The organism is Cytobacillus solani (assembly GCF_001420595.1).
In the GTDB taxonomy this organism is placed as follows: Bacteria; Bacillota; Bacilli; order Bacillales; family Cytobacillaceae; genus Cytobacillus; species Cytobacillus solani.
The window spans coordinates 199,972-214,524 of record NZ_LJIX01000003.1 but is presented as its reverse complement, the minus strand read 5'-3'; the positions used below and the strand labels follow the sequence as shown (position 1 = coordinate 214,524).

Annotated in this window: 17 protein-coding genes and 1 pseudogene; 4 read left to right on the top strand and 14 right to left on the bottom strand. The window is 36.5% G+C overall.

What is annotated here, in order from left to right:
• Nucleotides 1-55: 55 nt before the first annotated feature.
• From AN957_RS01115 to AN957_RS01100, 4 genes are read right to left on the bottom strand one after another with little or no spacing between them, the layout of a single operon-like run.
• On the bottom strand, nucleotides 56-1,198 hold the full coding sequence (locus AN957_RS01115; protein ID WP_245637748.1) for a diguanylate cyclase: 1,143 nt from the start codon (nucleotides 1,196-1,198) through the stop codon (nucleotides 56-58).
• A gap of 44 nt (nucleotides 1,199-1,242) precedes the next feature.
• A complete protein-coding gene (locus AN957_RS01110; protein WP_053478019.1) occupies nucleotides 1,243-1,590 on the bottom strand; it encodes a DMT family transporter in 348 nt (115 codons plus the stop codon).
• 17 nt (nucleotides 1,591-1,607) lie between these two features.
• A complete protein-coding gene (locus tag AN957_RS01105; RefSeq protein WP_053478018.1) occupies nucleotides 1,608-1,931 on the bottom strand; it encodes a DMT family transporter in 324 nt (107 codons plus the stop codon).
• A gap of 2 nt (nucleotides 1,932-1,933) precedes the next feature.
• Nucleotides 1,934-2,482, bottom strand: coding sequence for a TetR/AcrR family transcriptional regulator (locus AN957_RS01100; RefSeq protein WP_056681829.1), 549 nt, complete (start codon nucleotides 2,480-2,482; stop codon nucleotides 1,934-1,936).
• A gap of 325 nt (nucleotides 2,483-2,807) precedes the next feature.
• On the opposite strand from AN957_RS01100, the gene AN957_RS01095 reads away from it, so the two are divergent.
• From AN957_RS01095 to arsC, 3 genes and pseudogenes are all read left to right on the top strand, one after another.
• Nucleotides 2,808-3,149 carry an ArsR/SmtB family transcription factor gene (locus tag AN957_RS01095; protein ID WP_053478016.1) on the top strand — a complete coding sequence of 114 codons (342 nt, stop codon included), beginning with the start codon at nucleotides 2,808-2,810 and terminating at the stop codon, nucleotides 3,147-3,149.
• 18 nt (nucleotides 3,150-3,167) lie between these two features.
• Complete coding sequence (locus tag AN957_RS01090) at nucleotides 3,168-4,466, top strand: arsenic transporter (RefSeq protein ID WP_053478015.1); 1,299 nt, start codon at nucleotides 3,168-3,170, stop codon at nucleotides 4,464-4,466.
• Nucleotides 4,467-4,488: 22 nt separating this feature from the next.
• Nucleotides 4,489-4,902 (top strand): annotated as a pseudogene (arsC, locus tag AN957_RS01085) (arsenate reductase (thioredoxin)).
• Between the two features lie 71 nt (nucleotides 4,903-4,973).
• On the opposite strand, the gene AN957_RS01080 reads toward arsC, so the two are convergent.
• From AN957_RS01080 to AN957_RS01070, 3 genes are all read right to left on the bottom strand, one after another.
• The gene (locus tag AN957_RS01080; protein ID WP_053478013.1) at nucleotides 4,974-5,885 is read right to left on the bottom strand and encodes a class I SAM-dependent methyltransferase; all 912 of its coding nucleotides are present in this window, start codon (nucleotides 5,883-5,885) and stop codon (nucleotides 4,974-4,976) included.
• Between the two features lie 274 nt (nucleotides 5,886-6,159).
• Nucleotides 6,160-6,597 (bottom strand): GNAT family N-acetyltransferase, encoded by a 438-nt coding sequence (locus AN957_RS01075; RefSeq protein WP_053478012.1) that lies wholly within the window; start codon nucleotides 6,595-6,597, stop codon nucleotides 6,160-6,162.
• Nucleotides 6,598-6,727: 130 nt separating this feature from the next.
• A complete protein-coding gene (locus AN957_RS01070; protein ID WP_053478011.1) occupies nucleotides 6,728-7,612 on the bottom strand; it encodes a LysR family transcriptional regulator in 885 nt (294 codons plus the stop codon).
• A gap of 142 nt (nucleotides 7,613-7,754) precedes the next feature.
• Between AN957_RS01070 and AN957_RS01065 the strand changes: the two genes are divergently transcribed.
• Entirely contained in the window at nucleotides 7,755-8,294 is a 540-nt protein-coding gene (locus AN957_RS01065) for a flavodoxin family protein (protein ID WP_053478010.1), read from the top strand.
• Between the two features lie 93 nt (nucleotides 8,295-8,387).
• Here the strand turns inward: AN957_RS01065 and phoU are convergent, their stop codons facing one another.
• The 7 genes from phoU to AN957_RS01030 all read right to left on the bottom strand — a co-directional run bounded on the left by phoU (nucleotide 8,388) and on the right by AN957_RS01030 (nucleotide 14,458).
• On the bottom strand, nucleotides 8,388-9,047 hold the full coding sequence (gene phoU, locus AN957_RS01060) for a phosphate signaling complex protein PhoU (protein WP_053478009.1): 660 nt from the start codon (nucleotides 9,045-9,047) through the stop codon (nucleotides 8,388-8,390).
• Nucleotides 9,048-9,065: 18 nt separating this feature from the next.
• A complete protein-coding gene (gene pstB / locus AN957_RS01055; protein WP_082446467.1) occupies nucleotides 9,066-9,875 on the bottom strand; it encodes a phosphate ABC transporter ATP-binding protein PstB in 810 nt (269 codons plus the stop codon).
• 14 nt (nucleotides 9,876-9,889) lie between these two features.
• On the bottom strand, nucleotides 9,890-10,714 hold the full coding sequence (gene pstA / locus AN957_RS01050; protein WP_056681826.1) for a phosphate ABC transporter permease PstA: 825 nt from the start codon (nucleotides 10,712-10,714) through the stop codon (nucleotides 9,890-9,892).
• Nucleotide 10,715: 1 nt separating this feature from the next.
• Complete coding sequence (gene pstC / locus AN957_RS01045; RefSeq protein ID WP_053478007.1) at nucleotides 10,716-11,630, bottom strand: phosphate ABC transporter permease subunit PstC; 915 nt, start codon at nucleotides 11,628-11,630, stop codon at nucleotides 10,716-10,718.
• A 64-nt stretch (nucleotides 11,631-11,694) separates the two neighbouring features.
• Nucleotides 11,695-12,540 (bottom strand): phosphate ABC transporter substrate-binding protein, encoded by an 846-nt coding sequence (locus AN957_RS01040; RefSeq protein ID WP_053478006.1) that lies wholly within the window; start codon nucleotides 12,538-12,540, stop codon nucleotides 11,695-11,697.
• Between the two features lie 274 nt (nucleotides 12,541-12,814).
• Nucleotides 12,815-13,834, bottom strand: a complete 1,020-nt coding sequence (locus tag AN957_RS01035) for a 2,3-butanediol dehydrogenase (RefSeq protein WP_053478005.1) — start codon at nucleotides 13,832-13,834, stop codon at nucleotides 12,815-12,817.
• Between the two features lie 18 nt (nucleotides 13,835-13,852).
• On the bottom strand, nucleotides 13,853-14,458 hold the full coding sequence (locus tag AN957_RS01030; RefSeq protein WP_053478004.1) for a TetR/AcrR family transcriptional regulator: 606 nt from the start codon (nucleotides 14,456-14,458) through the stop codon (nucleotides 13,853-13,855).
• Nucleotides 14,459-14,553 lie beyond the last annotated feature (95 nt).

Below are 14,553 nucleotides of genomic sequence, written 5' to 3'. Positions count from 1 at the left end.
CGCATGGCTGTCAGGCTGACAGCTTTTGTTAAGGTTCTTTTTATCAAGTAAATACCTATTGCCCGTAATTGCAGACTCTATTTCTTCCAGATTGTTTTGCTTGATATAAAGCTTTATCTGCATCCTCTATTAGCATAGTTGGGTCTTTTGTCGTTTCTTGATAGCATGCTACTCCAACTGAAATAGTAAGGTCGATTTCTTTCCCTGAATGCAATGTAAAAGGTGTGTCCTCAACATTCTTTCTGATACGTTCCGCTAATTCATTTGCTCGATTTAATGGGCAATCTAAAAGGAGAACTGTAAATTCTTCTCCGCCATTTCGGCTTACTATATCAAAGGTTCTAGTACTTTGCTGAAGTCTTAATCCTAATTCCCTCAGAACCACATCGCCCTCTGAATGCCCGTACGTATCATTTACCTTTTTAAAAAAGTCTATATCAATAAATAGAAGAGCTAGTTTCTGTTCATTTGTTTGTAAATCTTTGATTAAGTGTTCAAACACTTCTTCAAATTTCCTCACATTGTTTAATCCTGTTAATCCATCTGTGGTAGATTCTGTTTGGTATTTATTAAATAGTTTTTGGCTTTTTCTTATATAGGCTAGTACATAAAATGATAAATAGGCTGATAAATATGAAACGATCCAATAAATAGGCAAAACCTTCAAAACAATGATAAGGCTACTTACAAGATAACTAAATACAATGGAGAACACCAAATTATTAAAGGTTACTATCGCAAGGATTTTTACTTTTTTAGAATAATTTTGTTTTGAAAAAAATAATGCAAACAAAGTCCCCGACACACTAATAAGTATCGCAAGATAAGAAGATACACTCGCTGAAATTAGAAACCTTCCTACAAGCGTCATAATCATGGAAATCAATGCAGGTATTGCTCCACCATAGTAGGCTAATAGAATAGTCGGAATATGCCTGAGATCCACCATTGTATTATCGACGGTGATACTATATTGCATAAGAGTATTACTTAAAACGCCGCCTAATACACCTATTAAAATCTTTATTTTAAGCGTAGATTTAGTTTGCAGCGGATACTTATTTGATACTTGAGAATAGAAAAACAAAACTGATACGAGAATAGCCAAATTCGTAAAAAGGTCTTTAATCATCATTTTTATCACCAAAAAGAAAGATAGCATACTTTCAAGCCAATGAAAATCATTATTTCCTTCCATTCCCTACTCATTCAAACCGTAAAAACTTAATAAAAAAAGAACTATCAGTTTGACAGTTCTTTTGCTGTTTCTGGCTTATCTGATAAATTTAAAAGAACAACTCCGCCAATAATCAGGATGATGCCCGACAATTTAAGCATGTTAAATAGTTCACCCCATACTAATACACCAATTAGAGCGGTTAAAGCGGTTCCAACACCTGACCATATCGCATAGGCCAAACTTAATGGAATCGTCTTAAGGCACAATGATAAACAATAAAACGAAAGTGCATAACCTATAATAACTCCAACTGAAGGGAATAAAACTGTAAACCCTTCTGACATTTTAAGCATTGAAGTTGCAAATATTTCTCCGATTATAGAAATAGATAAAAAGGCATATCCCTTCATACTTGTGTCCCTCCATATTAATGAGCTCCTCCAACATTCAATAGAATGACTCCACCGATGATTAAAAGCAAACCTATTAGCTTTTTGCTGCTAAACTTTTCTTTGTAGATTGTAAATCCTACTACCGCTGTAAGCGCCGTTCCTAATCCTGCCCAAATCGCATAGGCAACTCCAAGTGACAAAGTTTTTAACGATATAGATAAAGCATAGAAGGCAATCCCGTATCCGATTACGATTCCTAAAGAAGGAAAAATTCTCTTAAACCCATTTGAAACTTTAAGCATGGAACTCCCAAATACTTCGCTTACAATGGCAATTAATAAAAGGACAAAAGCACTCATCCTTATTCCTCCTTGATTGTCATCTTTACTAATTGTTGGAATACCGCCTCCTGCATCTCCTTTTCTACTTGAGCTACATTTAACAATTGCGAGTAATATAGTCCATCTAACACTAAGCGAATGATCATGGCGGTAACTCGATTGATCCCATCATCTTCTAACTTGGTTAAAATAGATTGATAGCTTTCAGATATATTTTGAACAACACCTGAATTTAATAAAGCAGCAGCTGAAATACCCACGTTTAGCTCCGCATTATGCTCCAGGTCAAATTTTGATGCTTCGATTAAAGCGCGAGACCACTTCCCTTTCTCAATAGGATCCTTTTCAGCGAAGCTTTTAAAATTATGACAAAACTCATCAAAGATGTATATCGCTATCCCCTTTATCAATAAATCTTTATTTGGATAATGATATAACAACCCACCTTTGCTTATTCCTGCTCGTTTCGCCACTGCATCCAATGTCAAAGAATGAAAGCCACTGTCAAGAACAATTTGCGTTGCTGTTCTCAAAATTAATTCGCGTTTTTCATTGGCTTTTGAATCCATTTAGCTCCTCTCCTTACATATATTTAAACTATTCCTTATCCTTATTGTACCGTCTGGACGGTTTTTTCGTCAAACTAACACCACTTAATAAAACATTGTATCTACACATTCAAATGGAGTGAGGCGATTACTTATTTTCGTAATCTAATTTATGTATCCTCAAATGAATTTAACAAGATAAAAAATTTTATCTTGTTAGTAAGGCAGAATCTGCAGAAAAAATAAATAAAGAGTAATTTAACAGTTGTTTATATAAGAATATGCTTATATAATAATATAAGCTTAGCTATTCAAATTTATATGATGATTGATTGGAGGTTTACCATTGAAACATGAGTTAGATATCGAAACAGCAGCCAATATCCTCAAGCTTTTAGGAGACAAAACTCGTTTAACCATGATAAAAATTCTCGCTGATCACGAGTGCTGTGTATGTGAATTTGTAGCCCTTTTTCAAATGACCCAACCTGCTGTAAGCCAGCATTTAAGAAAATTAAAAGACAGTGGCCTAGTAAAGGAATCAAGAAAAGGCCAATGGGTATTTTACTCTTTAAATCCTTCACACACTTATTATGACTTTGTCCGTAATGTAATCAGTCATTTGCCAAATCAACTATCTAAATTAAAAGAGTTAGAGGCACAAGGGAAACGTATTTCTTGTGACTAACAGCATGGAGGATTCTACATGATTTCAATTATTTTAGCCATTATAATCTTTTTAGCTACATTGACTTTAGTCATTTGGCAGCCAAAAGGTTTAGGCATCGGCTGGTCTGCATGTGGAGGTGCTCTCTTAGCACTTCTAGTTGGAGTTGTAGACTTTAATGATGTGATCGATGTGACATCAATCGTATGGAACGCAACCTTAACGTTTATTGCCATTATCATTATTTCCTTAATTCTTGACGAAATTGGATTTTTCGAGTGGGCAGCACTACATATGGCTAGAGCAGCAAGAGGAAACGGGATTCTCATGTTTGTCTATGTGTCCTTACTTGGCGCAATAGTAGCTGCATTGTTCGCGAATGATGGCGCCGCGCTCATTTTGACACCCATTGTATTAGCCATGGTTCGTAATCTAAAGTTTAATGAGAAAATGGTATTCCCATTCATTATTGCAAGTGGATTCATTGCAGATACTACATCACTTCCCTTAATCGTAAGTAATTTAGTGAATATCGTATCTGCTGACTTTTTTGGAATTGGGTTTGCTGAGTTTGCTTCAAGAATGATCATTCCAAACTTCTTTTCATTAGCTGCAAGCATTCTTGTGCTTTTTCTATTTTTCCGTAAAAGCATTCCGAAGAATTATAATATGTCCCAACTGAAGCAGCCCGCCCACGCCATTCGAGACAAAAAAATGTTCAAATTATCATGGGGTGTATTAGGCATACTGCTTCTTGGATATTTTGCTAGTGAATTTACTAGGATTCCAGTATCAATTATTGCTAGCATCGTGGCGATTTTTTTCCTTTTCATGGCTAGAAGAAGTCATGCTGTGAATACACGTACAGTTATTAAGGGAGCTCCTTGGGCCATTGTATTTTTCTCAATTGGTATGTACGTGGTTGTTTATGGATTAAGAAATGAAGGGCTTACTGATGTGTTAGCCGATCTTATTCAAGCAACAGCTGATCAAGGTTTATTTGCTGCAACAGTAGGAATGGGATTTATTGCTGCCATTCTCTCTTCGATCATGAATAATTTGCCTACAGTTATGATTGACGCACTTGCAATTGCGGACACTCAAACAACTGGGATCATACGAGAAGCACTTATTTATGCGAATGTAATCGGGTCAGATTTAGGTCCTAAAATTACACCAATAGGTTCTCTCGCAACTTTATTATGGCTTCACGTCCTTTCGCAAAAAGGAGTCAAAATCTCTTGGGGGACTTATTTTAAAACAGGCATTGTGTTAACTATTCCAACCTTGTTTATTACTTTAGTTGGGTTATATATATGGTTGTTAATCATTCATTAAGCATAAAAGGAGGAGAAAATTCATGAAGAAAACAATCTACTTTTTATGTACAGGAAACTCTTGCAGAAGCCAAATGGCAGAAGGATGGGCAAAGAATTATTTAAACGGCGAGTAGAATGTATACAGTGCTGGAATTGAAGCGCATGGATTAAACCCAAATGCAGTCAAGGCCATGAAGGAAGCAGGTATTGATATTTCTAAGCAAACCTCAGATATAATTGATCCTGCTATTCTAAATCAAGCCGACTTGGTCGTTACTTTATGTGGAGACGCAGCAGACAAATGCCCGGTTACACCACCACATGTAAAAAGAGAGCATTGGGGATTTGATGACCCGGCAAAAGCAGAAGGAACAGATGAAGAAAAATGGGCTTTCTTTCAGCGTGTGCGTGATGAAATTGGCGATAAATTAAAACATTTTAGCCAGCTGCAATAGGCAAGAAATAAGATGATAAGAAAGAAAATCCCAACTTTGATCAAAAAGTTGGGATTTAATGTAACAATCAATTATTTCTTTACAGCATGTATATAATGAATCGTTTCAAAGGCAGATAGATAATCTTCTCGGTTGCGAAAATAACGATCATCAATCTCAATTGGAGTTAGATGCTCATATATGAGTAGCCCTACATCTTCTAAAAGGCTTTCCATTTCACCATAGGCGAAACAGGATTTCATCGGTTCCCCGCCAACAGCTGCCATGGCTACTGTATTTTTCACTCGATTGGATAACCCCGATTCGTGAAATAAATTCTCATCTGCATAGTCAAATACTATGGAACTGCCCGAAGGCATTTGATCAAATAGATCTTCAAGCAAATCCTTGATTTCTGGTTTCGTTAAATAGTAAGTGACACCCAAAAGGCTAAAAAAGGTCTTTTCTTGCTTAAATCCAGCTTTTGTCAATGCTGTATTAGTGAATTCCTTAGTAAAGTCCATAGGAACAAAATGCAGGTTGTTCGGTATTTCTAGGTGCGCATCAGCTATTCTTTTCTTCTTAGACTTTTGTGTAATTGGATGATCAACCTCAAAAATATTTAGACTGCTAGTTAATTCAGGATAGCGGAAAGAAAATGTATCCAAACCAGCTCCTAAGATCACATATTGTTTAACTCCTAACTCTACTTCATTTAATAATACGGACTCACAATATGCAGCCCGTGCCAATGGTGTCGGTGAAAGCTGTACTTGTGTAATCCATTTTAACACTTCATCCGAATTATTTTTAAACCTTTCAGCAATCTCTTTATTGAAAAATTGTATCCCTTGGACCATGTTCTTTTGAATATCTATTAACTCATTTTTAGTTATTAGTTCCTTGGCTATAAAATCATCAAAAATCTTGGGTGTATCAAATTGGCTATGGTATGCTCGACCAAATGCTGAAACTAATGACGTAACTGATTCATTTTTTTTCACACAATCGTCCCCCATAAAAAAATAAGATTCCCCTGGCCAGGAGAATCTTATTATATAACCGAAAATATTAATTGTAAATTATAGCATAAATAAAAAAATTTGTCAAATTTATTGCCCTTATTTAAAGAATTCATATAAAGGTACAGAATGTATTTCATCGTTTATGTTTTCCTTTGTCTGCACTCGTTCTATTAATCCTTAAAATTCTTATCCCTCAGCATGCCGTTTCCCCCTTTTCATTGTAAATAAATCGGTTTATTAATTTTGAATATACTTATACCTGCAAACTCATAGAGACTGTTCTTATGTTAAATCCTAATTTCTCATACAGCTTAATGGCATGATTGCCTGCAAATGCACTTAACCGGACTTCTGAATGCCCTTCTTTTTTTAAATGGTCAATTCCCTTATTCATTAACTTTATAGAAATCCCATTCCCTCTAAATTTTTCTAAAACATATAATTCATAAATAAACCCATATTTTTTATCAGTGAATTGGTCCTTGCTTGTTCCTATGAGGATCCATCCCATTAATGTATTGTTTTCTGTTGCAATTAAATAAGAGCTGCCCTTTTCCAAAAGTGGCTCTACAAGCTGTTTAATTTTCTCATTTGACGGTTTTATTTCACCCAAAGTGCCATCAAATACGGCTTGTGGTGAAAGTGTAATAATTTCATTAAGTTCCAACTTAGTAGGTTTTCTAATATCCATTTATCATAGTCCCTTCAATATCCTTTTACTAAGTTTAACATATTATCCAAAGGCCTTTTTCTAAAACCAAGCATCATATTCATTAGTTTTCCGTACTATTTACAAAAAATTGACAGCTTTATCACACAAGTCATTCAGATAAGTATATCTTCCGAGTTAAACGAATAAATGCCTCTAACGGAGGTGTCATCAATTTATCTTTATGCCAAGCTATTTGAGTATAAAGCGGTGAATCGAAAGTCTTCCACGAAAATCCCTTCATTCTTCCCTCCTTAATATCTTTTTCTACGACCATCTCGGGTAATAGTGCCACACCTAGTCCCGCAATGACACATTGCTTGATTGCCTCAATACTGACAAATTCTATTTTATCTAATGGATATACACCCGCGGATTTAAGCGAGTCTTCAAGCATTATTCTATAAGAACATCCCGTTTCTGTCAGTAACAGCGTTTCATACTTAAGATCTTCTAGTGAGAGAATGGAATTAGGATGGTTGAGTGCGACAACCAGCTTCAATTCCTCTTTGATAAGTTCCTCTACTCTCAAAGAACCCTCTGGTCTAACCTTATCCATAATAAAAGCAATATCTAATGCCCCTTCCATAAGCTGTTTTCTCGCCATCTCATCCGAATGTGCCGGTTTAAAAATGAGCTTAACTTTTGGAAATGCATCCTTGAATTCTTTAAGAATTAATGGTAATCGATAGGTGCACTGGCTTTCCTGGGCCCCTATTGTTAAAGTACCTGTTGGTTCTTCCTCTCCATTTGCAGCCAGTATGGCTTCTTCACTTAACCGAATCATCTTTTCAGCATATTGCTTAAACATGTGTCCAGCCTCTGTTAATATTAATCGTTTTCCTAGACGTTCAAATAAAGGTTTGCCAATTTCGTCTTCAAGGGCTTTTATTTGTGCTGTTACACTTGATTGTGCAAAATTCAAAAGTTTAGCCGTCTGCGTAAAATTCAAATTTTCTGCGGCATGACTAAAAGTAATTAATTGTTTAATCTCCATGTGAACCGCCTTTTATAATCGTTTTTTTCGATTTAATTAATCAAAATAATCATCTTTATCGATTTATACAATCATTATAAGATAGAGCTAATCAAGGAACAATTAGTATACAAATTCATTTCGAGAAAAGGAGTATTTTACAATGACAGTTACCGTTTTAGACGGAGGAACCCGACCTAATGGAAATACTGAAATACTGACAAACCATGCCATCCAGGGAAAAAATGCGGAAATAATTTACTTGAAGGATTACCAAATCCACCCGATTATTGACATGCGGCATTCACCAGAAGGCTTTCAGGACAGAAATGATGATTATAATTCCATTATCGATCGTATTCTCCCGCACGAGATTTTAATATTCTCAACCCCCATTTATTGGTATAGCATGTCAGGAATAATGAAAAACTTCATTGATCGATGGTCTCAAACATTAAGAGACCCTAACTATCCTGATTTCAAAAGGAAAATGGCTGAAAAAAAGGCATATGTCATTGCTGTTGGAGGAGACGATCCATCTATTAAAGGACTGCCGATGATTCAGCAATTTAAATACATTTTTGATTTCGTTGGAATTGATTTTGCGGGATATATTATTGGAAATGGAAACAAGCCTGAGGAGATTAATCAAGACATTGAAGCATTATTCAAAGCTGAACAGCTTCAGAAAAAGCTAAAATAAGACCAAGAATTAGGGATTTAAAAAGATAATAGTAAAGGAATATCCCCTAGGGGCATTCCTTTACTTGAACATGCTATTAAGTCTCCAATTTTATTAAGAATTTAAATCATATATACGCCCTTTAATCAAATATGCTGCACTCTCCGCAATATTCGTGATATGATCAGCTGTTCGTTCAAGATAACGATTAATAAATAATAATTGAACTAACTGATTTGTTTCCTCTGGATGCTCGCTTAAGTAGCTAGTGATCCGCTTATATGTCTCACCATAATACTCATCCACTTGGTCATCTAAACTGGCTACTTCTTTTGCAAGCATCATGTTTTCATCTAAAAATGCCTGTACTGCCTTTTGCAGCATGATAATCGATATTTCCTTCATTTCTTCAATATTTGTCATGCTTAATAGCGATTTGGAATTTCCAATTTTTATCGTAGATTTTGCAATATTTACAGCAAAATCTGCAATTCGCTCAATATCTGAAGAGATTTTTAAGGCACCAATAATTCCTCGTAAATCTCTAGCAACAGGCTGCTCTTTTACCATGAGCCACACGACAAATTGATTAATTTCCGCTTCCAAATTATCAATGGCCGTATCTTCTTCGATTACTTTTAATGCCAATTCAATATCTTGCGTTTTGAAAGCAGTAAAAGCCTTTTCAAACGAAGAAACCGTGAGCCGGTTCATCTCTATTATTTTATCTTTTAATTCCTGCAGTTTATTCTCATAGTTTTCACGAACAACCATTTATTCTCACTCCTATATTTAACCGAATCGGCCAGTTACATAATCTTCCGTTCTTTGATCCTTCGGCATGGAAAAGATATTATTTGTTTCGTCATATTCAATAATTTCTCCATTTAAGAAAAAGGCTGTTTTGTCCGAGACTCGTGCTGCCTGCTGCATATTATGAGTAACAATTACGATTGTATAATCCTTTTTCATGTTGGCAATTAACTCTTCTACTTTTAACGTTGATATTGGATCTAATGCAGAAGTAGGTTCGTCCATTAAAATAATCTCTGGTTTCATCGCAATGGCACGTGCAATACAAACACGCTGCTGCTGCCCGCCTGATAGTCCGAGCGCTGATGTCTTCAAACGATCTTTCACTTCATCCCAGATTGCTGCACCACGCAAGCTCTCTTCAACAATTTTATTTAATTCTTTTTTGCTTTTTATCCCCTGCATTCGCGGACCATATGCGACATTATCATAAATACTCATTGGGAATAGATTGGGCTTCTGAAATACCATCCCTACCTTTGTCCGCAGCTTGATGACATCATTTGTTTCGTATATATTTTCGTTATCAATCACTATATCCCCTGTAATTTTCACTCCATCAATTAAATCATTCATACGGTTTAACGATCGTAAAAAAGTTGATTTTCCGCAGCCAGATGGACCGATTAAGGCTGTTACTTCTTTTTCATGAATATCTAATGATACTTTATAAAGTGCCTGTTTATCACCATAGAATAAGTCTAAGTCTTTTACATTAATTTTAGCTGTTTCATTTGTTTGCTTCGAATTCCTTACTTCTTCATTGCGTTCAATCACTGTTGTCCCCATTCATTACACCCCTCTTAATAGTCAGCTTTGTTTAACTTTTTGGATATAAATGTAGCCGAGAAATTCAGAATCAAAATGATTACAATTAATACGATTCCAACCGCAGCTGCAAGTTCAATGTCACCTGACTCTTGAGTTACTAAAAAGGAATGGACCGTTAATGTTCTTGCCGATGAAAAAATCCCTTCTGGCATTGCGGCTACCGTCCCTGCTGTTAAAAAAATCGCTGCGGATTCACCAACAATTCGCCCGATTGAAAGAATAATCCCAGAAAGAATACCTGGCATCGCACTTGGCAAAATGACTTTATATAGTGTTTGAAGCTTCGTTGTCCCTAAAGCAAGAGATCCTTCACGATAAGAGAGCGGCACTGTTTTTAATGCTTCCTCTGTTGTTCGGATAATGACTGGCAATACGATGATCGTCAATGTTAACGAAGCAGCGATGATTGACATCCCGAATTTTAGCGTTGTCACAAAGAATACTGCACCGAATAGTCCGTAAATAATAGATGGAATTCCTGTTAAGCTTTCCGTTGCATAACGGATTAGCCTAACCAATCGGCCTTGTTTTGCATATTCCTGTAAATATACAGCTGCCAATATCCCGATTGGAGTAGCTATTATTAATGAAATAAAAATTGTATAAAGGGTTGTAACGATCATCGGCCATATGCCGCCATGCCCTACTGGTGAGTAATCACCGAAAATAAAATTGAAGTCAATTAATCTAAATCCTTTGTAAAAAATATATCCAACAATAATAACGAGTACGGCTACGGTCAAGAAAGCAGAAGCCCAAAGAAGTCCAAGCAGCAGATGATCCTTAAACTTTCTCAACTTAATTTCCACCCTTCGAACTAATTTTTGCTAATACAAAATTCAACAATAAGATAAAGGAGAATAAAACAATTCCGGTTGCAAATAACATTTCTTGATGTGTACCAAATGCATAGCCCATTTCCAGCGCGATATTCGTCGTCAACGGGCGAACACTGTCAGTTAAGCTTGTTGGCAGAATAAGGCTATTTCCCGCGACCAAAATAACGGCCATCGTTTCTCCAATTGCTCTCCCTAAACCTAGTACAACCGCTGCCATAATTCCTGACTTAGCTGCTGGCACAACTACTTTAAAAATAGTTCCAATTTGAGAAGCCCCTAATGCCAAGGAACCTTCACGATACATTTTTGGTACAGCACGAATGGCCGTTTCAGCTACAGTAACAACCGTTGGCAGCATCATGATTGCTAAAACAAGGATGACCGCCAATAAGCTTTGCCCTTTTACTAACCCTAAATTGTTTTGCAAAAAAGGGACAATGATGGCAAGTCCGAAAACACCATATAATACGGAAGGGATGCCTGCCAGCAATTGCACTGCAGGAGAAATAATTTTTGCTACTCTTTTCGGTGCAATTTCAGCTAAGAATATAGCTGTAAATAAACCTACTGGAACGCCAATGATTAGCGCACCTATTGTGGCGAATAAAGAAGCGACGATCATTGGGAAAATACCAAATTTATCTTCACTTGGCACCCAATCCATTCCAAAGATAAAGTCAAAAAAGCTATAACCTTCTGCCACAAATGGATGTGAGCCTTTGTAAAATACAAATCCGACGATCAATAATAAACTGACTACTGAAAGAAGTGCACAGAACAGAAATATTCTTGCTGATAACTTCTCTAGCATATATTTCCTTCTATTCGATTTTTTGATAGTTATGGATTGCTTTTCATTAGATATGCTTGGCATGTTGCATTCCCCCACGGTTGCTTTTACAGATAGTATTTTATGTGGAGCTATCAGTAAAAGTTAATTATTTTACTGGTATAGCTCCAGCTTCTGATACAATCGCTTGTCCATCTGAACTTAAAATAAAATCAATAAATTGTTTCCCTGCTTCAGTTATGTTGTCTTCCTTGTGGACAAATAAGAATGGCCGTGACAAGCTATATTTTTGTTGCAGTACATTTTCCGCTGTGGCCTTTACTCCATCAATTTGTATAGTTGATATAGTGTCATCAATATATTCGAACGATATAAAACCTACTGCATGCTTGTTTGTAGCGACAGTTGTTTTAATATTCCCGTTGCCGCTTGCAATAATGGCATTTCTTATTAATTCACCGGAACTATACCCAACTATTTCTTGGAATGCATCACGAGAGCCTGAGCCGTCCTCTCGAGATACAACAACAATTTCCATATCCTCTCCACCAAGCTGGTTCCAGTTTGTCACTTCCCCCGTAAATATTTGCTTCACTTGCTCTAACGTTAGATTATTCACTTTATTGCTTGGATGAGTGACTACTACAATTCCATCGTAAGCGATGATTGTCTCCTTCAAACCATTTGCCTTTTCTTCTTCTTTCAAATCACGCGATGACATACCGATCTCTGATACACCGCTTGTTGCATTTGTAATACCGGCAGATGAACCAATCTGATTAACTTCTATATTAATATTCTCATTATTGTCTTTAAATTTTTCAGCTAGTTTTTCTGCTAAAGGTCCTACCGATGTAGATCCCGAAATAGATACTATTTCTTTACTGCCGTTCGACGATCCAGTGCCATTTCCAGTAGTTTCGCCACATGCTGATAATACAGCGGCTAAAAATAACACCAATAATCCGATTGTTGTTTTTCTAATAAACGTCATATCTAAGCCTCCAAGATAATCGATTGGCAACGACTCTGTTCCCTTCTGTCATCTATAATAAGCTTGCTTAGTAAATGTTTTATTAACGGTTTGTAAAGAGTTTGTAAATTTTATAAATGAGGTGTAAATAAATTATGGTATTTATGTAAAAGGGGACCAGAATTTAGTTTCGAAGCATATTTTTTCTTCCCTACTATCGAAAAAGCTGAGATCTTTAAAAAATCTCAGCCTGTTCATATAAAAAACCTGATATAATCAGATTTTTGTTAAATATTTATAGATTCATATTCACTAAAATTTTACATTGGCTGCGATCTTTTGTTAGCAATTCAAATCCCTTTTCTACAATATCATCTAGTGCAATCTTACTTGTTATAACTACCTTACCATCAATCACACCACTTGCAAGCAGACGGATGACTTCAGGGAATAAGCGAACATATGCGTATGATCCACTAATCTTCGCTTCTGTCCTTACAATCATATTAGGATCAAAATTAACTGGCTTTTCCCAAACACTTACAACCTTGAATTCTCCGCCTGGACGTACAGAGCCAACCCCACTTGTAAATGTTGCCTGAACACCTGCAGCATCATAGGCCACATTTACTCCTCCATTTGTTTTTTCACGGATAAACGCAGCTGCATCTGTATCAATTGGATTAATCACATGTGCAGCGCCAAGTTCTAATGCTTTTTGACGACGTTCCTCTGATACTTCTACTACAAAAATTTCACTGGCTCCTGCTGCTTTGACAGCTTGTAATAACAATAATCCGATTGGACCAGCACCAAATATGGCAGCAGAATCCCCTAGCTTTAATTGGCTTTGACGGACCGCATGAACAGCAACGGCTGTTGGCTCAACAAGGGCACCAAGCTCTAAACTCATAGTTTCAGGCAGATGGAAAATATTCTCCTGCTTCACCACTGCAAATTGAGCAAATCCGCCTGATACTGTATATCCATACCCTTGTCGAGCAGTACACAAATTAACAAAACCTCTTTGGCAATTATCACATTTTCCACAAGGAAGGAGAGGTTCAACGGCTACACGATCGCCTACTACTGCATTTGTTACTCCTTCTCCAACGTCCACAACTACACCCGAAAACTCATGGCCTAAAACAGGCTGAGTACGTATTGGATAAGCACCCGCTAAATACTCATGCATATCACTCCCACAAATACCGGCATACTCCACCTTTACCTTTACCATTCCTTTTTCAAGGACAGGCATGTCTGCTTCTTCTACTCGAATATCTCTTGGTCCATATATTTTTGCTGCTTTCATTTTCCCTAACCTCTTCTCTTACTCTTGAGTTGCTTGAAGCCCATTGATGATAAAGCTTACAGCTAGATCTGCTACCTGTTCTGAAGACAATTCCGATTGAGTCCGGTTCAAAAATGCATTGTTGTGAGATTGCATTAGTGTCCCCATTATAAAATTAAGCGCTGCATCGACCGATGGAAAACCAATTGCTTTTTTATCCTGACACTCTTGTAAAATCACTCGAAGCTGCTCCCAAGATGGGAGAAAGACATCTGTCAGCATTTCTAATCTCGGACTATTCATCACTAACTCTTGCTGTAAAATTCTAATTAATTCATGTTCTTCATTTCTAAAAATAATAAACTGTTTACAAAAGCCCCTAAGTGCACCTAGAGGATCAGATAAATCATATTTCATATTCATAAATAGCTTCCTGATCGGTTCAAATAGGTAAAAGAAAACATTTTCTTTTCCTCCAAAATGATAGGACACTAGGGCTAAGGAAACATCTGCTTCCTGACAAATCTGTCTAACGGTTGTCCCTTCATATCCTTTTTCTGCAAACAATAATTTAGCTGCAGAAAGGATTTGATCTTTAACCTCTTTATTTTTTTCATTCCCTCTTGTTTGTTTGAATTGACTCATCCCCTTTATCAATTTTAAACAAACGTTTTGAACATCTGTTCAATTTTAAGTATACGCTTATGGTTTTATATGTCAATGAATAAGTAATGGCCGCA

What these genes read in the sequence shown, in the direction of transcription:
- phoU (WP_053478009.1), bottom strand. Translation starts at nt 9,047, where the DNA reads ATGGTTGTTCGTGAAAACTATGAGAATAAACTGCAGGAATTAAAAGAT.
- AN957_RS01035 (WP_053478005.1), bottom strand. Translation starts at nt 13,834, where the DNA reads ATGAAAGCAGCAAAAATATATGGACCAAGAGATATTCGAGTAGAAGAA.
- pstC (WP_053478007.1), bottom strand. Translation starts at nt 11,630, where the DNA reads ATGCCAAGCATATCTAATGAAAAGCAATCCATAACTATCAAAAAATCG.
- AN957_RS01040 (WP_053478006.1), bottom strand. Translation starts at nt 12,540, where the DNA reads ATGACGTTTATTAGAAAAACAACAATCGGATTATTGGTGTTATTTTTA.
- AN957_RS01115 (WP_245637748.1), bottom strand. Translation starts at nt 1,198, where the DNA reads ATGGAAGGAAATAATGATTTTCATTGGCTTGAAAGTATGCTATCTTTC.
- AN957_RS01075 (WP_053478012.1), bottom strand. Translation starts at nt 6,597, where the DNA reads ATGGATATTAGAAAACCTACTAAGTTGGAACTTAATGAAATTATTACA.
- AN957_RS01110 (WP_053478019.1), bottom strand. Translation starts at nt 1,590, where the DNA reads ATGAAGGGATATGCCTTTTTATCTATTTCTATAATCGGAGAAATATTT.
- AN957_RS01100 (WP_056681829.1), bottom strand. Translation starts at nt 2,482, where the DNA reads ATGGATTCAAAAGCCAATGAAAAACGCGAATTAATTTTGAGAACAGCA.
- AN957_RS01070 (WP_053478011.1), bottom strand. Translation starts at nt 7,612, where the DNA reads ATGGAGATTAAACAATTAATTACTTTTAGTCATGCCGCAGAAAATTTG.
- AN957_RS01030 (WP_053478004.1), bottom strand. Translation starts at nt 14,458, where the DNA reads ATGAGTCAATTCAAACAAACAAGAGGGAATGAAAAAAATAAAGAGGTT.
- AN957_RS01065 (WP_053478010.1), top strand. Translation starts at nt 7,755, where the DNA reads ATGACAGTTACCGTTTTAGACGGAGGAACCCGACCTAATGGAAATACT.
- AN957_RS01105 (WP_053478018.1), bottom strand. Translation starts at nt 1,931, where the DNA reads ATGAGTGCTTTTGTCCTTTTATTAATTGCCATTGTAAGCGAAGTATTT.
- pstB (WP_082446467.1), bottom strand. Translation starts at nt 9,875, where the DNA reads ATGGGGACAACAGTGATTGAACGCAATGAAGAAGTAAGGAATTCGAAG.
- AN957_RS01090 (WP_053478015.1), top strand. Translation starts at nt 3,168, where the DNA reads ATGATTTCAATTATTTTAGCCATTATAATCTTTTTAGCTACATTGACT.